The sequence below is a fragment of the Leptospira kemamanensis genome (genome assembly GCF_004769665.1).
GTDB lineage: Bacteria > Spirochaetota > Leptospiria > Leptospirales > Leptospiraceae > Leptospira_A > Leptospira_A kemamanensis.
The window spans coordinates 115,662-138,218 of the sequence record NZ_RQGG01000018.1 but is presented as its reverse complement, the minus strand read 5'-3'; the positions used below and the strand labels follow the sequence as shown (position 1 = coordinate 138,218).

The 22,557-nt window shown below is 40.0% G+C and carries 19 protein-coding genes; 7 read left to right on the top strand and 12 right to left on the bottom strand.

From position 1 onward, the window contains the following. Positions 1–3: 3 nt before the first annotated feature. Together EHQ59_RS07420 and EHQ59_RS07415 are read right to left on the bottom strand one after the other, a co-directional pair. Positions 4–1,050: a carotenoid 1,2-hydratase gene (locus tag EHQ59_RS07420; protein ID WP_135618835.1), complete on the bottom strand. Its 1,047-nt coding sequence runs from the start codon at positions 1,048–1,050 to the stop codon at positions 4–6. Next, positions 1,037–2,968, bottom strand: coding sequence for a SpoIIE family protein phosphatase (locus EHQ59_RS07415; protein WP_244245433.1), 1,932 nt, complete (start codon positions 2,966–2,968; stop codon positions 1,037–1,039). Before EHQ59_RS07415 ends, EHQ59_RS07420 begins: the two co-directional genes overlap by 14 nt. Positions 2,969–3,159: 191 nt before the next feature. Here EHQ59_RS07415 and EHQ59_RS07410 point away from each other — a divergent pair, with 191 nt between their 5' ends. Next, positions 3,160–3,615 carry a hypothetical protein gene (locus EHQ59_RS07410; protein ID WP_135618831.1) on the top strand — a complete coding sequence of 152 codons (456 nt, stop codon included), beginning with the start codon at positions 3,160–3,162 and terminating at the stop codon, positions 3,613–3,615. On the opposite strand, the gene ispF is transcribed toward EHQ59_RS07410, so the two are convergent. Genes ispF through EHQ59_RS07395 form a run of 3 tightly spaced genes read right to left on the bottom strand, consistent with a single transcriptional unit; the run spans position 3,612 to position 5,629 of the window. Further along, entirely contained in the window at positions 3,612–4,106 is a 495-nt protein-coding gene (gene ispF, locus EHQ59_RS07405) for a 2-C-methyl-D-erythritol 2,4-cyclodiphosphate synthase (RefSeq protein ID WP_135618829.1), read from the bottom strand. The genes EHQ59_RS07410 and ispF overlap by 4 nt on opposite strands. 1 nt (position 4,107) lies before the next feature. Further along, positions 4,108–5,094 (bottom strand): quinolinate synthase NadA, encoded by a 987-nt coding sequence (gene nadA, locus EHQ59_RS07400; protein WP_135618827.1) that lies wholly within the window; start codon positions 5,092–5,094, stop codon positions 4,108–4,110. A 19-nt stretch (positions 5,095–5,113) separates the two neighbouring features. Then, a complete protein-coding gene (locus tag EHQ59_RS07395; protein WP_135618825.1) occupies positions 5,114–5,629 on the bottom strand; it encodes a hypothetical protein in 516 nt (171 codons plus the stop codon). Between EHQ59_RS07395 and EHQ59_RS07390 the strand changes: the two genes are divergently transcribed. Genes EHQ59_RS07390 through EHQ59_RS07380 form a run of 3 tightly spaced genes read left to right on the top strand, consistent with a single transcriptional unit; the run spans position 5,589 to position 8,384 of the window. Beyond that, on the top strand, positions 5,589–6,347 hold the full coding sequence (locus tag EHQ59_RS07390; protein WP_135618823.1) for a hypothetical protein: 759 nt from the start codon (positions 5,589–5,591) through the stop codon (positions 6,345–6,347). The two genes, EHQ59_RS07395 and EHQ59_RS07390, sit on opposite strands and share 41 nt — an antisense overlap. Positions 6,348–6,382: 35 nt before the next feature. Then, the gene (locus tag EHQ59_RS07385; RefSeq protein ID WP_002977008.1) at positions 6,383–6,961 is read left to right on the top strand and encodes a hypothetical protein; all 579 of its coding nucleotides are present in this window, start codon (positions 6,383–6,385) and stop codon (positions 6,959–6,961) included. A 16-nt stretch (positions 6,962–6,977) separates the two neighbouring features. Beyond that, on the top strand, positions 6,978–8,384 hold the full coding sequence (locus EHQ59_RS07380) for a COG3014 family protein (protein ID WP_135618821.1): 1,407 nt from the start codon (positions 6,978–6,980) through the stop codon (positions 8,382–8,384). 27 nt (positions 8,385–8,411) lie between these two features. Here the strand turns inward: EHQ59_RS07380 and ftsZ are convergent, their stop codons facing one another. The 7 genes from ftsZ to EHQ59_RS07345 all read right to left on the bottom strand — a co-directional run bounded on the left by ftsZ (position 8,412) and on the right by EHQ59_RS07345 (position 17,090). Continuing rightward, positions 8,412–9,602, bottom strand: a complete 1,191-nt coding sequence (ftsZ, locus tag EHQ59_RS07375) for a cell division protein FtsZ (RefSeq protein WP_135618819.1) — start codon at positions 9,600–9,602, stop codon at positions 8,412–8,414. Positions 9,603–9,612: 10 nt separating this feature from the next. Beyond that, the gene (gene ftsA, locus EHQ59_RS07370) at positions 9,613–10,851 is read right to left on the bottom strand and encodes a cell division protein FtsA (RefSeq protein WP_135618817.1); all 1,239 of its coding nucleotides are present in this window, start codon (positions 10,849–10,851) and stop codon (positions 9,613–9,615) included. A gap of 1 nt (position 10,852) precedes the next feature. Then, a complete protein-coding gene (locus tag EHQ59_RS07365) occupies positions 10,853–11,584 on the bottom strand; it encodes a cell division protein FtsQ/DivIB (RefSeq protein ID WP_135618815.1) in 732 nt (243 codons plus the stop codon). A gap of 113 nt (positions 11,585–11,697) precedes the next feature. Then, positions 11,698–12,063 carry an LIC_10421 family protein gene (locus EHQ59_RS07360; RefSeq protein ID WP_135618813.1) on the bottom strand — a complete coding sequence of 122 codons (366 nt, stop codon included), beginning with the start codon at positions 12,061–12,063 and terminating at the stop codon, positions 11,698–11,700. Positions 12,064–12,497: 434 nt separating this feature from the next. Continuing rightward, complete coding sequence (locus EHQ59_RS07355; protein ID WP_425270130.1) at positions 12,498–14,210, bottom strand: caspase family protein; 1,713 nt, start codon at positions 14,208–14,210, stop codon at positions 12,498–12,500. 56 nt (positions 14,211–14,266) lie between these two features. Further along, on the bottom strand, positions 14,267–15,544 hold the full coding sequence (locus EHQ59_RS07350; RefSeq protein WP_135618809.1) for a DUF1574 domain-containing protein: 1,278 nt from the start codon (positions 15,542–15,544) through the stop codon (positions 14,267–14,269). Then, entirely contained in the window at positions 15,534–17,090 is a 1,557-nt protein-coding gene (locus tag EHQ59_RS07345; protein WP_135618804.1) for an MBOAT family O-acyltransferase, read from the bottom strand. Before EHQ59_RS07345 ends, EHQ59_RS07350 begins: the two co-directional genes overlap by 11 nt. Before the next feature lie 113 nt (positions 17,091–17,203). On the opposite strand from EHQ59_RS07345, the gene EHQ59_RS07340 reads away from it, so the two are divergent. The 3 genes from EHQ59_RS07340 (at position 17,204) to EHQ59_RS07330 (ending at position 22,533) form a co-directional block, all read left to right on the top strand. Then, positions 17,204–19,060 carry a RecQ family ATP-dependent DNA helicase gene (locus EHQ59_RS07340; protein ID WP_135618802.1) on the top strand — a complete coding sequence of 619 codons (1,857 nt, stop codon included), beginning with the start codon at positions 17,204–17,206 and terminating at the stop codon, positions 19,058–19,060. A 151-nt stretch (positions 19,061–19,211) separates the two neighbouring features. Next, entirely contained in the window at positions 19,212–20,459 is a 1,248-nt protein-coding gene (locus tag EHQ59_RS07335) for an amidohydrolase family protein (protein ID WP_208652339.1), read from the top strand. After that, positions 20,449–22,533, top strand: a complete 2,085-nt coding sequence (locus tag EHQ59_RS07330) for a sensor domain-containing protein (RefSeq protein ID WP_135618798.1) — start codon at positions 20,449–20,451, stop codon at positions 22,531–22,533. The genes EHQ59_RS07335 and EHQ59_RS07330 overlap by 11 nt, the downstream gene beginning before the upstream one ends. Positions 22,534–22,557 lie beyond the last annotated feature (24 nt).

The following is a 22,557-nucleotide window of genomic DNA, read 5'->3' as shown; positions in this document are numbered from 1 at the left end:
GGTTTAGAACTCCCACCAGTCTTTCGATTTTTGATAACCTTTCAATTCTAAATATCCTTTGGCTGAGTTTTTTTGATTAGAATCTTTCGCGACAACTGCCCCTTCCCAATAAACGGTTTTAGTAGATTCACTTCCATCAAACTCTTGTTCATTGAAAATCGGTTCGACCAACCACTCACCACCTGGGTATTTGATCTTCCAATGGAGTGGATAATGAATCTTTGTTTTCTTACTTTTCCAAGGATTGCCAATCGGATCCATTTGAACTTCGATCCCTTCTTTCCAATAGGTGATTTTTCCTTGGGGATCGCGGTAAGTTCCAAATATTTCAGGTGCTGCCTTTGGAGATTCTCGGAATCGAAAGAAAACATAATCCCCACCCTTTTCATCCATAAGACAGATCCAATCCCAACCAGATTGTCCCTTTGCTAACGTAGGAATAGAATTGGAAGATTTTTCACTCCACTCATGGTCCATCCAAGAATCCCCTGAAAGGATTCTTTCTTTTTTACCTTGGAACCAAATGGTTCCCTTTGTAGAGAGTCTCGGATAACTATAGTAATACGAAAATATATTTGGATTTCGTTTGGATTTGATGGAGATCCCATCTTTGCCATGCGATAGAATGTTTCCATTTCCAGTTAACAAAAGTTCCAGGGCCATTTTTTTTGATTTGGGATTTGCTTTGATCAAAAATTGATCTTTGGAAAGGATTTGAAATTCGTACTCACCACTATAAATTTGTTTTTCATGAAAACCTGCAAGATCACCCAAATTTCGTTTCAAAGTTTGGCTTGTCTCATGTTGTTTTTTTGTTAAATCAGAAATCGCAAAATGTACAGGATAAAGTTCTGGATTCCAGTCGTTTCCATCTGAAAATTTTAATCGGAAAAAAGATAGTTCATATCCATATAAATTTCCAGACTCTGCTTTGATATGGCCTACAAAATAACACCACTCCAAAGCAAAATCAGAATGAAAACTATGGTCTTTAGGAAAACTAAAATGAAAAAAACAAAGGGATAAAAGAAAAACTTTAAATCGATTCATCAGGTAATTGTTCCCACTTTTTTTCGAGGGGAAGGATGTGTAAGTAAGTCGCTTCAATGTGTTTCATTTTTTCGATGACATCTTTCATTTTTTGTTTTTGATTCAACTTACGATACAAATGAGCCAAATTGTATAAATTTGATAAATTAGAATCATTAATCGAATATGCTTTTTTCCATTCCAATTCTGCTTTTTCATACAATTCCAATTGGTAATAACAATATCCAAGAATTGCATGGGATTTAAAATGATTGGTTTTGAATTTATTATACGATTCCAACATTCCCACTGCTTTTTCATACTCTCCGCTATAAGCGAGGGCTTTGCCATAAGCAAGTTGTGTTGTCAATTCTCTTGGTAAAATTTGATGGGCTTCTCTGTAAAAGGTAACTGCTTTTTTATACTCTTTTTTCTGATAAGCATTATCTCCTTCTCTTTGCAGAACACGAAAGTCTTCTAACTTGGGAGACAACTGTAATCCAAGTAAGGTGATGTCATCCATCGCATCTGTTCCCATTGTGTATTCACGGTGTTGGTTCATGATGAGTTCTACCGTTTCTTGGATCGACAGTGAGGCACATTCTTCTATGAGTTGTAACAGTTTGGTTTCCCCAAACGCATTTCCTTTATCGTCTTCTGCTTCTGTTAGACCATCTGTATACAAAAAGAGTTTATCACCTGGTTCGAGTTGGATGTGTAAATCTCGGTAAGTATCACCGGCATCAGGAAACATTCCAAGAAAGGTCCCCTCTCCTTCACAGATCTCAGCTTTTCCCGTTTTCTGGCGAAATAAAATAGGTCTTGGATGACCTGCAATGGAATAAACAACTTTATAATCAGAATGGATGAGAAGGTAAACACAAGTGGTGTATCCTTGTTGTTTGACTAAGTCGAGTAACTCTCTGTTGATGAGTTTAAATGTTTCGGATGGTTTTGGTTTTTTAAAATTCGAAAACAACATTTTCGAAAGAGCCGTGATAAAGGCAGCAGGCACACCATGCCCCGAAACATCACAAACGGCCACACCTAACTTATCTGTATGGTAAGGAAAATAATCATAATAATCCCCACTCACTTCTTGCATCGGACTAAAACCTGTCCAAAATTGGATTCCATTCCAATCGGGAATGATTTCGGGGATCAAGCCTTTTTGGATGTTTTTTGCCAAACGAAGGTCTTTTGCCATGGAGAGTTGTTTTTTTTCCAACTCTTGTTTAAAGGATTTTAAAACTTCAACAGCCGCTTCCAAATCACGATTTTCGATCGCAAGTTCACGAGATTTGCCGACAACATCCCTAACATCCACGATAGACATCTCTTCCAATTCGGTTTCGGACCTTGATGTCACCATCACCTTATGGCGAGACGAAACGTTTTCTTTTGTTAGATGAGACCTCGACAAATATAAAACTTCATCATTCCATTTCATTTCATATTCGTTTGCATCAGATCCAAATTCAATTGACTCTCCCAATTCTTTATGGGAAACATGGATACCAAATAATTTGGTTTTTGTCATTTGGATTTGGAACTCTTTTAGTGCAAAGAGTACAGCAAGTCCATTTAACATCCCTTGAAAAAAAACAGCATCATACCATTTCTCTTGGTATTCAGGTAAATAAATAAAAACAAATTTTACACGTTTAGTTGAGACAGGTTTTATATTGAGATAAACTGCTCTCGTTAGGCGACCTATTAAAATCGGCAACCTGTGAATCATCTCCATCAAATCAATCCGCGAATCATCCAAAGGAAGTAAATCATAAGCATTGGTAATGAGCGCTTCTGTTCCCACATGGTATAAAATTCCCGAAATGTCTAGGCTTAAGGAAATTTCTTGGATGATTTTATCTTCCAGAACTTGCGAAATCCAATAATTTGGATCTTTTAAAATGCGAGTGTAGGTAACATCATCCAAAATCTCAGGAAAGGGATTTGTATGTTGTGTCAGATTCTGTTCCCGTTCGTAAACTTGAATGAGTCCTGATACACGTTTGGAAGATATTTCTCTTGCAGAATGCAGTGGCTAAACCCTCCCGAAGTTTCCCCTTCGGTAGGAGAAAAATAAATTTCAATCGATCCCTAGGCAATAGATTTTTCTATGGAGATATGATTTGGTATCTAAGAGTATTTGGGATCTTTGTTTTTGTGTTTTTTTACGCAGTCCTTGGTCAAAAGGAAAGTCGTTTGGAGCGATCCTGGGAAGTAAAACTAAAACCAGACCAAACTCAAAAGATTCTATACGAATCTTTCCAACCTAAATCCTATCGTACTCCGACTGTTGGGGAAGAGTGGGAGTCCAAAACCTTGGGGGAAACGGTGACATGTAAGACAATCGCCGTCACAAATCCACCGACAATTTCCTTCCAAATCCAAACAGAAGGATTCAAACATTACCAAATGCTAAAAGAGTCGTACCAATTAGAAGCGACTGAGAACGCCGTTCGTGTGAAAGGAGTTTGGGAAATCCAACCAATGCCAAATTTCCTATCCAAACTTTTGTTTTTATTTTTTAGCGATGCTGACTTAAACCTCATCGCCACTTCCAAAGAAAAACGATTCTAATTTGTTTTTTTCGTGCTCTCCACGAGTACGGTTGCCATTACCATCACACCTTCACTTCTCCCCAAAGCCCCCATTCCTTCGGAAGTGGTAGCTTTGATGGAAACACAATCTAACGGCAGTTTAGTGATACTAGCAAGAGATGCATTTAGTTCCGCACGGATGGGATTGATTTTGGGATGGTCCCCCACATAGGTGCAGTCAATATTCACAAGTTTGAATTTTTTTTCTGCCAAAAGTTCCAAACATCTTTCAATGATCCGAGTGGACTTCATATTTTTGTACTGAGGGTCTGTGTCAGGAAAATGGACTCCAATATCCCCCAGTGCCAAAGAACCTAAAATTGCATCCGCTACCGCATGCAAAATCACATCCGCATCACTGTGACCTAAAAAAGCAAATTCCGAATTGATTTCCACACCCGCAAGGACTAAAGGACGAAAGGGTTCGTGGATTAATTTATGAAAATCGATTCCGTTTCCAATTCTAAACATATTATTTTTTATAACTCAACTCTAACATTCGATTCACAGATTTTTGAGCAAGCCTGATCACTTCCTCATCCAAAAAGATTTCAAATTGTTCTTTTAATAAAGCATCTCTTACTTTTTCCAAAGTAATTTTTTTCATATGGGGACAGGTTTGGCAAGTAGAGACAAATTCTTTTTCAGGAAACTCAGCACGAAGGTTGTCACCCATCGAACACTCTGTCACAAGCATGATTTTATCTGTTTTACTTTTGCGGATAAAATCTACCATTTGAGAAGTAGATCCAGAAAAATCTGCCTCTTTCACCACATCTTCATGACACTCTGGATGAGTGATGACTGTTACCCCACCAGGAAACAACCGTTTTGTGGATCGAATGTCTTCGGGAGTGTACATCTCATGCACCATACAGCGACCTGGATGAGAGATGATAGTTTTTGTAGTTTGGTTCCGAACATTTCCTGCCAAATATTCATCTGGCAAGAAGATCACGGTATCTCCTTCCACCGCATTCACAATTTGAACGGCATTGGCTGACGTACAACAAACATCAGTTTCTGCTTTGACTTCCGCCGAACAGTTGACATACGTCACAACAGGAACTCCTGGATATTTGGCCTTTAACGCTTTTACATCTTCACGAGTGATAGATTCGGCAAGAGAACAACCCGCTTTTGGATCAGCAATGAGGACCTTTTTTTCAGGTGATAATATCTTGGCAGTTTCTGCCATGAAGTGAACCCCATTGAACAAAATGAGATTCGCTGTGGTTTCCTTTGCCATTTTGGAAAGATACAAAGAATCACCGATGATATCAGACACTCCCCAAAACACATCGGGTGTCATATAATTATGACCCAGGATCACTGCATTTTTTTCTTTTTTGAGGCGATTGATCTCTTCCGCTAGAGGTAAAATTCGTTCCTCTATTTCATGGGGAAGGTAAATGGGATTTAATTTTTGAACCAATTGGTCTTTGGAAACTAGTGACATTTGATACTCCTAATTACATTTATTGGAAAGGATCAGATCCTAAAATGGTATCTGTTTCCTGAAGGCCCGAATCAGCGGGAGGAACGGCATTTTCAAGAGAACCACATTGGTTCATCGCTTCTTGCCATGAAATTTCAGCAGGAGAAGTTCCTGTACGTTGGACTCTCCGATATTCCGTATTCGAAGCAAAAGAATTTTGGTTACACGCCTTAGCACTATTATAAACCAAATTGATTTTAGAAAAACAATCAAAATACAAAATGGCCACAGCATCCGTATTCAATTCTCTTGGTTGGATTTGGTCTTTTAATTTTGAAATGAGACTGGGGCAGGCAGATACACTCGAATCGGGTATCGCCACACAATTCGCTTCTGTGAGAATAAATCTTTGACAAGCAGATTGGATGGGACTCCCTTGAGTGAGTAACGTACTCAAAAGTTCTGTATTGGAATCTTGATTTGATTTTTTTGTACAGGCAAAGTCCCAAAAAAGAATGCCAACAAACAAAAAGAAAATTACCATTCTCCTACTCATCACGATTCTACTTTCCTTCTTACTTGGTAGTCTTGTCTATATCCTTTTTCTGAAAAAAACCAATGCAGATCCCAAGGAATCTTCGTTTGATTCGCGTTCTGAGATCTATTGGAAGAGGTTACAAAATCGTCCAGAGGTCCTTGGAAGTGTAGGGTATCCAAATGATTTACGAGATTTTTTAGAAACTCTGCGAGGGAAAGAATCCTTTCTCTGGAATGGGGATCGAGACGAAACCTATCGTTACCTACTTTCGGAATTTCCGGACGAAAGGGGACATATCCTCTATGCAGTTTATGTTGCTTACATGAATTGGAAAGAAAAAAGTAAGGAGATTGAATCTTCTACGTCTCTTACGAGTTATGAAAAACTAACGGCCGTAAACCGTCTAAAAGAAGAGATCTTCCCTGGAGTAATCCACCAGTTGATTTTTCCCAAACACCCAACCACTCCTCCAACCATTCTTGTTTCCTACTTGGAAGATTACATTCAGAGAAATCCCTATAGTTATGCAAGGGAACGCAAACGGATTTTCCTAAGGAAAAAAGAAGAACTGTACCAAAAAGAAAAATGGGACATCCAAACTTGGGAAAGCCCAAATTTTTACCGTCAGGTGGTGAGTCTCATTTACGAAAGGGAAATGAAGGAAATGACCGAAGAGGAAAAAACTTTTTATCTTACTTCTAAAATCGAGGAATTGAAATCGGATTTTTGGAATTGACAAGACATGTTTCGATCCCCCATATAAATGGGGTTATGAAACAAATTCTCTTCTCTTTTCTCTTAGTAGGATTCTTATTCCAATGCAGTTCCAGTCCTAAAAGGCTCGACAATGCGGATGATTATATCTCCGACTCAGGTGGACTTACGAGCCAAGAATTGGTCAAAGCGGCCGATAAACTAGCAGGCCAAATTGGGGAGTATTTCAAAGAAAACCCACATGAAGAAGGTGTTTTTGTGGCACACTTCCCTACACGTAACGACACTTCGGAACAAATCCAAACCGAACTGTTTGACAACGCGTTTGTTTCCAAACTCATCAAAAGCAAAATTTATACAGTTCGTACGAAAACGAGAGAACAGTCTCTCAACGAAATCCAATTCAGTTTGTCTGGCCTTACTTCCAACAGACTTTCCATTGGAAAACTGAAATCACCTAACTTCTTTGTTCGTTGTGAAATCAATGAAAACATGTTTACTTCTGACGGTGAAAAAATCGTAGAACAGTCGATCAACATCGAACTTGTAGAAGTAGAAACAACCATTGCTGTTTGGTCAGAAAAGGTATCCTATCGAAAATTAGCGGTCAGAGGAAACAAAGGGGTTAGTTGGTAATCCCTTCCACCATTACATGAAAAAATCATTTCTCTTTCTTTTTCTTTTCATTCTCGGTTGTGCCAGTGACTACAACAAAGTCATTGAAGCAACCGAATCGGCATACTACGGTCAAAACTATGACTCTGCCATTCCTAAAATTCGAGAACTATATGAAGGTTCATCCAATAAGGACAAACTTCTATTTTTGATGGAAGCTGGTATGATCTTTCATACCAAAGGTGACTACGTCACTTCCAACAAAGTGTTTAAGGAAGCAGAAGAGATCTCTGACAATATCAAAGTCAGTATGACGCGGTCTGGACTTTCGTTTATCCTTTCGGACAACGAATCCAATTATACTGGGGAAGATTTTGAAAGGGTAATGATTAAGTTCTATATCGCGAACAATTACCTACTACAAGGTGATACCAATAACGCTAAAATTTATTTTAGACGTTTGGATTTTGAACTCAAAGAAATGCGTTTTTTGGCCGCGGAATACCGCCAAAACAATGCTGCTAGGTTAATTGATGCCTATGTATCTGAATCCTTAGGTCGTTACAATGATGCTCGTGTTCAATACAAAAACATGGAGCAACTCATCGGCAAAAGCCAAAACCTAATTGCCGACAGATATTTGTTAGCTGCAAAAGAAGGAGACTCTGGAGACAAATCCAGATACGGAGCTGGTCGGTCTAGTTTACAAGCTTACAACCGTTCCATGCAAAGAACCTCTCCCGAAAATGAAAAACTTTCCGAAGTCATCATCATCCATGAAGCAGGGAAATCTGCGATCAAGATGTCTCGTGGGAAACTCATCCAAGATGAATACTTTGCTGTAGCCTTACGTGGAGCTGTAGAAGGTGGATTACGTGCGAAGGGTGCAGGTGCTTCTCTTGCAGGTGCCATTGCTGCTTTATCCGTCGCAGAAAATCCAATTCCAATTTACAAAGAAAGAGATCCCAAAGGTTCCCTTCCCAAAAAATACTACATCAATGGTGTAGATGTTGGTTATTCCGATATCATGAATAATTATTCTGAAACAGCGATGAATAATTTTAATGAGAACTACAAAGCTCTCATCACAAAAAACCTAACTTCACTTGCAGTGAAGGTTGTCGCGGCAGTCATTGCTTCGGAAGCGATGGCTCGTGCCATTGAGTCAGGAGGTCGTGGGAAAAACAATGACCTCGTTTCCAGCCTCATTCGTGTGGCGGCTGGCGCTGCGGCAGGGATTGCCGTTTCTCAAACCATTGCTCCTGACTTACGTTGTTGGCGAACCATTCCAGCTAATTTCCAAGTGAAACGGGTTTTACTCGCTCCAGGAGAATACGACTTTAAAGTGGAATCTCCCGGTTCTGTGGTGACAAACGCTCCGAAAAAGATTGTTGTGGAAGAAGGCAAACCTTTGTTTGTTTCGGTTCGCTCTTATTCCAATTAATCCTTCCTCTGGACTAAGACCTTTGTCTTAGTCCGATTTCCTTCTTAAAAACGCTGGGATATCGTAATCTTCTCCATAATTTTGGAAGGGAGAGGATTGTTTTTGTGCTCCAAAACTGCGATTGGTTTGGCGGATTCCTCTCGTTGGTTCTTGGTCTCTCGTGAACCCAGATTCCTTTTCTTCTGATTTTTTGATATAAACCATAGGAGAGATGGATTCTTCTCCACCCACTACCTTTTGTTCCCTTTGGTATTGTTTTCCTTTTTTGGCAAATCCAGTTGCGATCACCGTTACCCGAATTTGATCTGTTAGGTTTTGGTCTTCATTGAGTCCAATGATGATGTTGGCATCGGGATCGGCTTGTGCTGTGATGATTTGAGAGACTTCGTTCCATTCATGAATGGTGAGATCATGTCCACCAGTGACATTGATGAGAAGGGATTTGGCACCTTGGATACTCGAATCTTCAAGTAAGGTATTATTGATGGCTTGTTCCACTGCTTCTGCAACACGAGTATCACCACGACCTTCCCCCACACCTAAGATTGCATCCCCCGTATCTTTCATGATGGTTTTCACATCGGCAAAATCTACATTGATGATCCCTGGATGATTGATGATGTCACTGATTCCGCGAACCCCATTTAACAAGATATCGTCGATCACTCGAAAGGCCATGTCCACAGGAGTATTTTTATCTACCACTTGGAAAATAGAATCGTTCCGAATCGTGATAAGGGTATCCACATTGGCTCGGAGTTGGTCAATGCCTTGTTTGGCAAGTTCCGCACGGCGTTTGCCTTCAAAAGAAAATGGAACCGTTACCACTCCCACTACCAAACACTTGAGCTCTTTCGCAATGGCAGCAATGATCGGAGCAGCACCAGTTCCTGTTCCACCACCCATACCTGCCGTGACAAACACCATGTCTGCACCTTTTAAAGCAGAAACAATTCGTTCCTTGTCTTCAATGGCCGCTTTTTCTCCGAGTTCTGGATCACCACCAGCACCCATTCCACGAGTCACTTTATTTCCCAATTGGATTTTGACTTCTACGGGAGATTTGAGTAATACTTGTTCGTCGGTGTTCATCACAATGAAGTCAACACCTGTCATTTTAGAATTTACCATACGAGTGACGGCATTCATTCCACCACCACCAACTCCAATGACTTTGATTATGGCAGGGCTAGTTTTTTCTTCTTCTAGGTATAACATTCACTTTTCCTTAGAGATTATTCTCCATCCAACGACGAACCTTCTTCATCCATCCTTCTCCGTCAGATACGGAATGCATGTTTCTTTGCTCTAAATTTTGTATTTTTGAACTGTATTTGATTAAACCTACAGCAGTTGCGTATTCGGGGCTTGCAATTCGTTCTACCAGTCCACTGAGGCCTGCTGGTTTTGCACGACCAACCGACAATCTTAAAACTTCTTCGGCAGTGGCTTCAATTCCTTGTAAAAGGGATGTTCCACCAGTTAAGATGACTCCTCCCGCCAAACTCGCCTTATATCCTGAACGCACTAGTTCATGATCAATCATCTCTAAAATTTCACGAACCCTTGGTTCTAAAATTTCAACGAGTTCTTGGCGAAACACAGATCGTGCTGGCCTTCCTGATATGGATGGAATTTCGAATTTTTCAGTTGGGTCCACCATATCAATTCTGGTATGACCATAACGTTTTTTGATGATTTCTGCGGTTTCCACAGTGGTTTTCAGACCAATGGAAATATCACTCGTGATATGAAATCCACCAAAAGGCACTACGGAAGAAAAAGCAATTCCACCATCTACATAGATGATGATGTCACAAATCCCAGCACCAATATCAATCACTGCTGTACCTAAGTCCTTTTCCCCCGCTGTTAAAATCGCTTCGGAAGATGCAAGACTGGAAAGTACTTTATCCATTTGTTGAAGTCCTGCCTGCTCCACACAACGATCAATATTATTGAGTGCTGTATTCCCACAAGAGACAATATGAACTTCTGCTTCCAAACGAACACCTGTCATCCCTATTGGATCTTTGATATTCACTTGGTCGTCTACTTTGAATTCTTTGGTTAAGACATGGATGACTTGTTGGTCATTGGGAACATGGACTGCTTGTGCCGCTTCCACAACACGCATGATATCCATCTCTGTTACAATTCGTTCTCTGTTCGTAACTGCGATGATTCCTTTTTCATTAAAACCATGTACTGATTTTCCTGATACATTCACTACAACAGAAGTGATTTCTTGTCCCGCCATTAGTTCAGCATCACCAAACGCTTCTATGATGGACTTGGTTGTAGTTTCAATGTTAACGATGGAACCGTTTTTAATTCCAGCGGATGGATAAACTCCCGTTCCAATGATTTCAATTTCATGGTCTCCCATCAGTCGTCCAATGACAACTTTTATCAGAGAAGAACCTAAATCCAATGCAGTTATGATGGGTGAATCATCTTCTATCATATTAATGGTAAACTGCGTCTTCTCCTCTTAAATCAATCGAAACAGCTTGGATCGACTCGGCTTCCATATAAGCAAGAGATGCATATAATTTACGAAATAAATTGAGTTCTAATTTATCACCTAAAAACACTTTCATGGGTTTGGGTGATTTTAAATACATAGTATAATTTCCGTCACGTTCTGCGACGAGTTCAGATATTCGAGTGGATAGTGCAGGGTAAAGGGAAAGGGCATATCGCATTTCTTTGGTGATATCAAAAATCTGTCTGCCTTCTAGTTTTTGTTCCCCTACAGTAAATGGCCCACTAATCACAATTAAGTGAGTATTTAAGACCTGATCTTTGGATAAAATTTCTAATGTTTCATCCACTTCATAAAGAGAACTACCTACATGTATGACAAATTCTGCAACTTTCTCCTCTATATGAATCAGTAAAAATCCATCTGGATCCCTTGTGATTCGAACTTTTTTGATCCTTGGGTGATTGGAAATTTTTTTCTCCCAATCCTTCCACTCATTCGTGTTTGGTGATTCACCACCTACCCCGATAAAGGCCAAAACATCTGGTGGAGTTAGGTATTGTAAACCTTCCCACTCCAAACGTTCCACTGGTTTCACTGGTCTTCCCCAACGAAAGAGTAAACCGAGAGCCAAAAGTCCCGAAAGGACAAGAAGGATCGGAATCACACGCCCAAATCGTTTTTCTTTGATTTCTTGGGGGGTGTCAACCATATATTGATTATGTCACATAGTTAGGTTCTTTGGAAAGCATTTATCCTGAGGGCATAAAAAAAGGCCAGGCGAACCTGACCTTTCTCGCTATACTCAATTTGGAATTGAGTGGCTTAGTTTTGTGCTACTTGTTTGGAATCTGCACGGAGATCCATAGACACATTTTGGTATTTCTTAGCTTCTTTTTCAAGAGCATCTGCACGGCGAAGAAGTTCTTTCTTCTCGTTCATTTGGCTAAGAATTTTACCACCACGAGGTGACCCAGCTCTTTCACGAAGTGCTTGAGCCAATTCTGTTTTTTCTTTTGCAACGTTCGCAAGGTATTCTGAAACAGCAGACTTTTGCGCTGGAGTGCTAGCTTGTTCAATCATAGCAGTTTCCAAAAGTTCAAGTCTTTCGTTTGTGTCCAAAGCATGTAGGTTTGCTGTTGCAAGTCCCATTGCCAAGATCCCTGTTGCGATTATTTTTGTTGTTTTCATGTGATCCTCTCTAGATCTGGGAACCTCTTTTTCCGATTCCCTTTTTCTTATATGACTATAGAATTCCGAAAATGGGGATTAAATTCAATCGTAAAAAGAGGAAAAAAACTTCGTTTCCACCCCAAACCATGAAATTTCTTTCATTTCGGATTAATTTTAATCTTTATTGGATTAAAATTAATCATTTGGCCTATTTTCGACTCTGAAACTCCGTTTTGGAGGGAGATTCCTTAGTTTTGGATGGGAAAACTTGAGTATCGGAGGCGCTTAACTGATGTTCTTTTTCGCTAAAAAGGCAATTGATGTCTTCTGAAGAAGAGAATGGGGAAAGAAGGGAAGAAAAAAAAGACCCTCCTTAGAGGGCCTTCCCGCAAAATTCAGACACCCCAACCATTTTGTTAGGGTGTTTGAATGGAATCGAATGAACCTTTTGGTTAGTATTTGGTTTTGGTATAACTCAATTTTTTATTGAGGATGATCTCAACCGTAGTCACTTCCCCCGGTTTCACAACGATCTCTGAGTTTTCGAGTTTCATTTCTTCCATGAAACTAGCTCGGATTTCGTATTTCCCTGGTTTTAAGTTGGTAAACCAAAAATATCCATCTTTGTCCGTTGTGACCTTAAAGATTTGGTTTGTGGACACAACTGTTGGCATATAGATGGGATGTTTTTCAATGGGGTTGTCCAATGTTTTGAAAAACACACGTCCTCTGATCGCTCCAAATCCGTCCATGGAACTCATCGCATCTACAGTCACCGTTTGTTTAGGGATCACAGCGGTAGCTGTTTTGTAGATGGGATAGTTGTCAGCACGGACTTCGATTTGGTGAACTCCCGCTGGTAAGTTGTCAATTTTCACATTATAGATATCACCAGGGATTAGGGTTCCGTTCCGAGTGATGGATCCCCAAATCTTCGATTTCTCCGTTGTGACTTGCGCTTTGTATTCCTGGTCATCGACAAGCACCTTAATCGCTCTCACCTTCTCTTCTGGAGGAGATGATTTGAGTTTTCCTTGTTTGTTGAGAAGGTCATACGGAGACTTCGTTGCTGCTCCACCATAGGTTTTGTCTTTGATGATGGAAGTTCGAATGAGGATATTTCCAGTGGAAATAGAAGGAGGTGCCGGTGGCTCTACTTCCGTAATCGGTGGTATGACCACAGTGGTTTCGTTTGCAGGAGTCGGTTGTGGCTCTGGTGCAACGGGAGTCGTTGTGGTGGTTTGGTTATTCGGAGTTGTTGTTTCCACAGGTGTGATGGGAACGTTCACAACAACATTGGGTGGTTTTGGCGGAGGGGTTTGTGGAGTAGGAGATCCAGAAAGGAAAATCCCTGCTGCATTTCCCGAAACTTGAGGGGTTTGCTCATGGTTGAACTGGCGCGCCATTTTCACAGTTTCTTCTTTTGCCACAAAGAACGCTTCTAGGGCCGTCACCACACTGTCTTTGTTGAGGTCGGCTTTTTCTAATGCATTCCCAAAATTGTAAGTGAAAATCCCGTGATTGATGGTTCCACCCACTTCGATCGAAGTTTGGTCATCATCCGAAGAGGAAATAACAGCTTTGTCTTGGAAAAAATAGTCCTCTGCGTTTTGACGAACCACCCCATCATTCCCTTGGGCAATCGGGATTTCTGCGGCACCACGAGTGTTTTTCCCTTTTTTGGCAATTCCACCCGAATAACAACAATCCATGACAAGGACGGTTTTCGGAGATTTGATATCAGTTAAAAATTCATTCAGTTCTTCATCAGAAATATGCGGTCGATCATAACAGATTAAGTAGTTACGCATTCCATTTTTGGCTTTCGCATCTTTCATGTACATCCCGTGGCCAGAGAAGTATAAAAACACCGAATCTTCTTTCCCAACTACTTTACCAAGTTGACTGATCGCGTTTTTGACATTTTCCCTTGTCACCATGGCACCTAACAGGACTTTGATATCCTTAAAGTTACCTTTTTTTTGGATTTTTTCTTTTAAAAAATTCGCATCGGCTTCACAGAGATTCAACTCAGGGATTTTTGCCTTGTTCCCTTTGTAGTTCGTTCCTATGAACAACGCATATCGGTTCTGCGCAAACACCGGTAATCCGATGAGATAGGCAGATAGAATACAAACAAATATGTTTCGTAACGAAAACATGATTGGGTTTCCTCTTATCCGGATGGAGTGCCTCATTCTCCAACACTAGAAATCGAAAATCAATTGGATTTTTGTTTGGAAGACAAAAAACGAAAGACTTGTGGCAACACAAATTGCCGAAATTCTGCGTTTACCCGTTTTTCTCCTCGGCAATCGTAATGGATATTATCTACAAAACGCTCCGAAGGGTAGGAAGAATCGGGAAAAAAGAATATTTTGGCATCGGGATTTTGGGAAAAAAATTCTTTCAGATCGGCCAATAAATCTAAGGACTCTTTGGTTTCCTGTCTCTCTTTCAACCACGGCATATAAACCAAACCAAATTCGATTCCATTGGCTCTTGTGTAGGCCAGTAAGTCACTCAGAACACGGAAGTCAGGTTTTTGATAGGTATAAGGAGTTTGGTTTTTTTGTTCATCTTCCAATTCCTTTTGCACCAGTTGTTTGGAAAAGAGCACGAGTTCTGGTTTTAGGCGATTCGAAATATTATATTTGCCATAATGACGAGTGATTTGGTCTTCAATGGTCAAATTGTCTTCGAGTTGGGAAGGAGATGGTTTACAAAGTCCAACTTCAATATTTTCACAAGATTCACAAAACAAAGATTTTTCTTTGTATTGTTTGTCCACTTTCCAATTCGATTCACTCAAAGAATTCCGAATGGCACCATGGAAACGGTAGGATTCATATAATAAAGGAGCTGCTTTCGATAAAATAAACAAGCGCTCTACACCGGAATAGTTTTCTGAAAGTTCCGAAAAAGTAAATTGGTGGAGATACCTATGACCAAAAAACTCCCAAAGGATTTGGTTCATGTCCTCTTGTTTTCCACTATAACTGATGAGATTGGATTTTGTGGGAGTTCGAAAAAAGTTTTTCTCTAAACCTTCTTTCCACCTTCTTTGCATGTAAGACGAAATGGATTCGTTTTCAGTAACAGCTTTAGCATCAGGGTCATACAAAGGTGGTCCGTAACCAGTAGAATATAACTTTGGCGAAGCGGCAAACAAAACCATTTTGGGTTTTTTGTTTCCTTTTTTCAGATACTTATCCAAAAAGAATCGGTAGTATCGAGGTCCCATCGCTGGCAAACTATGATTGTATACGGAATATTCTGTATTTTGATCTTTTCCATAACCTGCAAGTGCCATAGAGCGAGAATCACCTAACACAATGATGTCAGCATCACCTTTGCCAGATTCCACAAAGTTTTTTTTGAGATTCACGAAAAAGATCTCGGGTTGTTCTAGGTAATGAATTCCCGTCACTCTAACGGTAATTTCTAAGATCAAAAAAAATAAAAGAGCGAAGCCAATGCCTAAAAATTTAGAACGCAAAGTAAATTACCTCTTTTCCAAATACTCCTCTGGTGAGGATGAGAAATGCCATAAACGATAAAACAAAAGCTTGGATTAGAGGATGTGTGAAAAAGATCCAATACCTTTCTTTTTTGAAATAGGTGATTCCATCGATGATGAGAAGTGGAAGGAAGATTTTGAAATACTCTTCCCAAAGTCCAAACATCGATTTGATGTTGTTATTAGGAGAAAGGTCCCAAGTCCAAACGGCAACAAACTTCTGTAAATATACAAGCATCATATTCGCATCATAAGTTCTAAAAGCAACCGCACTATAGGCAATCAAGGTTAAAACCGTAATTCGGCTAAGAGTTCCAGTTATAATACTCATCATTTTAGAAGAGATGGTATTTGTCTCCTCAATGGTTTTGTCTCCTAAATCTTCTTTCTTTTTAGCAAAGAAAATAAGGTAAACCATGGTATACAAACCTTGCAAACAACCCCAAGTGATAAAGGTCCAATTCGCACCATGCCAAAGACCAGATAGGAAAAAGATAATACATAAATTTCGGTATTGGATGAGTTTTCCGTACTTACTGCCACCAAGGGAGATATAAATATAATCCCGAAACCAACGATTTAAAGTCACATGCCAACGATTCCAAAATTCTGTTGGTGTTTTGGAAAACTCAGGAGTTTCGAAGTTTACGGTAAGTGTCACACCAAGTAATCTAGAGATCCCGAGGGCAATAAAAGAATACCCGGCAAAGTCACAATAAATTTGAGTCAAAAACAAAAATCCACCAGCAAACACTTGTGAGCCGTCAACGGAAAAAATGAGTTCAGGGTTTTGTGTGTAAATGGATTTGGCTGCAAAAAATACTTGGTCAACATAGGTAGATAAATTGTCAGCCACATACACCTTCATGAAATAACCAAGAAGGATATCATACAAACCTTTTTGGACTCCATCCATCGTTGGGAACTTTGCTTGTTTTAATTGTGGAAGTAAGTCTTGTGCCCTTTCAATCGGACCTGCTACGAGTTGTGGGAAAAAGTTCACAAACAGTGCAAAGTCAAAAAAATCTTTTTCTGCTTTGATTTGTTTTCTGTACACATCGATTGTATACGACATGGTTTGGAAGGTATAAAAACTAATCCCAACAGGGAGGATGATGTTTTTTAGTAAGTAGGTGCTTGAATCATTCGCCACTGTGCCGCCGAGCCAAACCATGATTTGGTTCCAAGAATCGATCAGATTCACGGCAAAAAAATCGTAGTACTTCATGGTAAAAAGTAGGCCCAAATTGGCAAAAACCGAAACTGAGAGGTAAAACCTCCTTCGGTTTTGGTTTTCTGAGGAATCGATGAGCCTTGCTGCTACGTAGTCAATGATGGTGCTAATCAGGATGAGGATGAGAAAAAACCACTCCCACCACCCGTAAAAAAAATAAGAAGCAAAGAGTAACCAAAGGTTTTGTGCGCGATAAGCCCACCTCTGTTTTTTGGCAAACCATCCAAAACCTAAAAATACCGAATACACAATGAGAAAGAATAATAAAAATACAAAGGTGTTAAAAAGCATCGGTCTTCGTTATGATTTCAGGGTCATCGGTTTCTGTAAAATTCAAAAATGAGGCAAAAAGGGAGAATCTTATCGTTGACCCGTTCTTATTTCCCAAAAATCTAAGAGTTACCTTGGATCTATTTTCGGAACTCAAAACCAAATTCGGTTTTTCAGAATTTCGCCCAGGCCAAAGGGAAGCCATCACCTCCGTTTTGGAGGGAGAAGATACACTCGCCATCCTTCCTACAGGAGCGGGAAAGTCTCTTATCTACCAACTTCCAGCAGCCATTCAAAAAGACAAATTGACCCTTGTCATCTCCCCTCTCATTGCTCTGATGAAAGACCAAACGGAGAGTTTACTCGCCAAGGGAATTCCTGCTGCATTTTGTAATTCCACCCAAGATGAAGTGGAACAAATGACAATTCTTGCAAAAGCGGTTAGAGGAGAACTTCGTGTTTTACTCGTTTCCCCAGAACGAGCACTCTCTAACGGGTTTTTACGAATTTTTCGAGAGATGAAATTATTTTCATTGGTGGTGGATGAAGCTCATTGTGTTTCGCAATGGGGCCATGACTTTCGACCTGAATACCGCCAAATCCATGTTTTACGAGAAAAACATCCGAATCCCAATTTTCCCATTTTAGCACTGACTGCCACAGCCACTGAAAAAGTACAAACCGATGTACAGGCCTCCCTAGGAATGCGTTCACCAAACGTAGTACTCTCTACATTTTTTCGTCCTAATTTAAAATTCAGCGTGGAATACCCAAGCCAGGAACGGGATAAAGCAGACCGTCTGATGGAACTACTGGAACCTTGGAAAGATGGAAGGAAATTCCCTGGTCGTGCCATTGTATACTGTGCCACTCGTAAAAAAACAGACGAAGTTTATGATTTACTAAAAGACTTTGGGTTCTCGGTCGGAAAGTACCATGCAGGTAGAACCGATGGAATCCGCGAACGAACACAAAACGCCTATACTTCTGGAAAAGTTCCCATCCTTGTTGCCACCAATGCTTTTGGAATGGGTATGGATCAACCTGACGTACGTTTGGTGGTTCACTACCAAGTTCCTGCATCCCTGGAAGCGTATTACCAAGAAGCGGGTCGTGCGGGTCGAGACAACTTGCCATCAGAATGTGTTTTGTTTTACAAAGCGGGAGATGTGGCCACTCAAGTTTTTATGTTGTCCAAAGAGACAAACTTCAAAGGAGGTGATACCCTTCTCAAATACATCAAAGAATATGCAAACAATGAAGTGTGTCGGCAAGTCCAACTTTGTTCTTATTTTGGAGAAACAATCTCTCCTTGTGGGAAGTGTGATATTTGTACGGAATCAGGTTCGGACATCAATCGCTCTAAATTTATAGAATCTGAAAAAGTAAAACTCCAGAAAAAAAATGAAAAAAGGGAACACCCACTAACAGAGTGGGAAGAAGATACCATCCAAAACTTTTTAAAAGAACACCCAGCAGTGTTTGGAAAAAACATCATTGCCAAAACCCTTGTTGGCAAACGGACAAAAGATGTACTTCGGTACCGAATGGAACGAAATCCATTTCATGGTAAGTTGGAAGGAATTCCTGAAGAAGCTGTAGTTGCAAAATTAGAAACATGGGTAGAAGAAAAAAAAGTTTTGGTGGCGGGTGCAAAGTATCCCAAATTATACTTACCAAATTTTTCCAAAGTCAAAGGAAAAACCTTATCACAGTCTAACGGAAGTGATGCGACAAAAGAATCAATTAAACCAAAAAAAATCCCTACATTACATTCACAAATCTTACGGGAACTTATGAATTACCGGGACCGAAAGGCAAGACAACTCAAATGGAAAAAGTTTATGGTCTTTCAAAATCCTGTGTTGAAACGAATTGCCGAACGAAAACCAAGAACTCTTTCTGAACTCGAAGCCACCAAAGGAGTTGGTCCTGCGAAGGTAGAACGTTTTGGGAATGATATCATTGAAATTTTGGCAAAGTGGGACTAAACAAAACAAAATCCTTTTTATGAATCAACAAATGTCGATTTGAGATATTCTTCCCTTCTTTTGACAAACACATTCAAATATCTGATTAGAATTCATTGTAAATTCCCTTGAAACTTTCCTTCCCTCTTAGAATCTGCTGATTCAAAGGGTGATTATGGAAACAATTGCAGGAAGGATCGTTACTCACGAAAAAGAGTTTTTGGGAACTGTCGAATTTGATGTCACAACAGGGCTCATCACTCAAGTAAAAGCAGGGATCGACCCCAGTGCTCGCCGATTTTCGGATGATTGTGTGATTTTTCCAGGATTTGGAGACATCCACATCCATGCCAGAGAAGACGTAAGTGGTAAACATACTTACAAAGAAGATTTTTTATCCGCAAGTTCTGCTGCCATCAATGGTGGTGTGATCCATGTGGCAGATATGCCAAACAATCCTGTGCCTCCCATTGATGATGAAACCTACACCGCCAAACAAGCGCTCACCAAAAAAGCACCGATCCACATCACTTTGTATGCAGGAATTGGTCCTCATACAAAACCACTCTCCAAAAAAGTTCCTTATAAAGTGTTTATGGGTCCTTCGATTGGAGAATTATTTTTTCATGACAATCCTTCACTCGAAGAAGTGATCAAACATTACCATGGACAAGATGTAAGTTTCCATTGCGAAGACCCTGAGATTCTAATTGCAAACCAAGACAGACCAACACATGAAACAAGGCGTCCAAAAGAAGCAGAAACCGTTGCCACTGATTTTGCATTGTATCTCATTGAGAAATACAACTTAAAAGGAAAACTCTGTCATTATTCGACAAAGGATGGTCTTTCTAAGATCGTTGCTGCCAAGAAACGAGGTGTGAATGTCACCTGCGAAGTCACTCCCACACATTTGATGTTTGATACAGACATGTTAACAGAAACAAACCACAAATGGTTTCAAATGAATCCACCTCTTCGTGGTCGTGAAGACAGAGAAGCCATGGTAAAAGGGATACTTGATGGGCATATTGACTATTTAGCAACCGATCATGCTCCCCACTCCATTGAAGAAAAACAAAAAGGAACCAGTGGTATCTCCCAATTGGATACCTATGGTCTTTTTGTCACATATATGATACTGAAATTAAACATTCCGATGACTCTCATTGCAAAAATCTGTTCCAAAAATCCTGGAGAATTCGTTCGTCCTTATTTACCTAAAGAATTTGGAAAAGGAGTTGGTGTCATTAATGAATGTTATGCGGCGAATTTTTCTATTCTAAATTTAAAAAAACCAGTTGAATTTAAAAAATCCATGATTAAAAGTAAGTCCGGATGGTCACCTTTTGAAGGATTCGAATTTCCAGGATCCATCGAAGCGGTTTATTATTTAGGCAAAGAAATAAATGCGAAATGAGCCTTTAGGCAGTAAAATTCTCTCTGGTCTCACTGTTAAATCCTTACTGACGGAATATCCCAATAGTTTCCAAGTTTTGGATTGGGATGGAACTTTTGTCTCTGTCACAGAGAGGTTTGCTCGATTTTTAGAATTTGAACCCAAAGAAATTGTGGGTAAGTCCATCCTCGAATTCACGCAAGAAGACGATAAAGAAAACACAGAAAATACCTTTTCTAGTTTGGGTGAAAATCCGAATATAGTGAACTTTGAAAACCGTCTCGTCACCAAATCCAAAGAAGAAGTTTGGATCATCTGGTTACTCATCCCACTTCGCGAATCCAAAATCATTTTAGGTTTTGACCGAGATGTCACGATCCAAAAAGATATCTCCTTTGAATTTTTATTACAACAACAGAAGTACAAGTCGATTTTTGACAACCTTCCCATGGGGATTGCCATCACGGATGAAAAAGGGAAAATCATCGAAACCAATAAAACGGCGAGGACTTATTTTGACATCCAAGATGGGGAACTTCTCAACCGCACTCTGAACATTCGTAAGTATACGTTAATCCAACCAAACGGAACCAAAATTTATCCAAGAAAATCGAGTTTGATGCGAGCCCTTCGGCATAAAGAAGTGATTCGTAATTTAGAAATTGGTTTGATCAAAGAAGATAAAATCACTTGGTTTGATATCTTAGCAACTCCCATTCCTATTGAAAACTTTGGATTGGCGGTTGCCTTTCTTGATATCACACAACGAAGACATGCGGAAGAAAAAATTGCCTATATGGCTTTTTTTGACCAATTGACAAATCTTCCGAATCGCAACTCACTCATTGATAAACTCTTTCCTATTTTTGAAGAAGCAAGACGCCATGGAAATTTGGTGGGTATCCTTGCGATTGATTTGGACAATTTTAAAATCATCAATGATTCTCGTGGTCATGACTTCGGAGATAAAATCATCAAACTCGTTGCCTATCGCATTCGAGAAAGCATTCGTGTTTATGATCTCATCAGTAGACAAGGTGGTGATGAGTTTAATGTAGTTTTACCTGACTTATCCAATGAACGTGATGCAGCTGTCATTTCAGAATCTATCTTAGATGCCATGACCCATCCTTTTGTCATCGATGGAGAAAGAATCTTTGTCAACATCTCGATTGGCATCGCCTTATACCCAACAGACGGAAAAGATACCAATACCCTTTTGAAAAATGCAGACAGTGCACTGAACTTGGCAAAATCGCAAGGGAAAAATTGTTATGTGTTTTTTACAGAAGAGTTGCAAACAGTTGTAGCAGAACGGTTGGAAATTGAAAACCGTATGCGGATTGCCATCATCGAAAACCAATTCACTTTGATGTACCAACCAAAAATTGATTTGTACACGAGAAAACCTGTGGGTGTAGAAGCACTGATTCGTTGGCGCCATCCCGAACGTGGACTCATTTCACCAAATGTATTCATTCCGATATCAGAAGAAACAGGTATGATCCTTGCGATTGGTGAATGGGTGATTAAATCTGCCATCAAAACGATGCGTGAATGGAAAGATGCTGGGATCAAAAAGATTTCCATGGCTGTGAACATTTCCACCAAACAGTTCAAACACGAAAGACTCATCTCAACAATAGCTGAAAATCTAAAATTATTCAAAGTAGACCCTCATGACTTAGAAGTGGAACTAACTGAAAGTTCGGTGATGGAAAACGCGGATGCCGCCGTTCGCACCATGCAAGAGATCCGAAAACTAGGTGCCAAAATTGCCATTGATGATTTTGGAACGGGTTACAGTAGTTTGGGATACTTAAAAAAACTACCGATTTCCTCGCTAAAAATTGACCGTTCATTTGTCTCCGAAATCACCACAGACAAAGATTCCAAAACCATCATCCATGCTGTTTCCAATTTAGCACATAACCTTGGTTTGTGCGTTGTGGCAGAAGGTGCCGAAACAGAAGAACAGGTGAAATTACTCGCTGAAAGTGGTGTAGACCAAATCCAAGGGTTTTATTTTGCCAAACCGATGACGTCGGAAGATTGCCTGCATTTTCTGAAAACAGAACTTGGAATTTCGGATTGACCCGTTCGCTTTCTCAACGTTTTT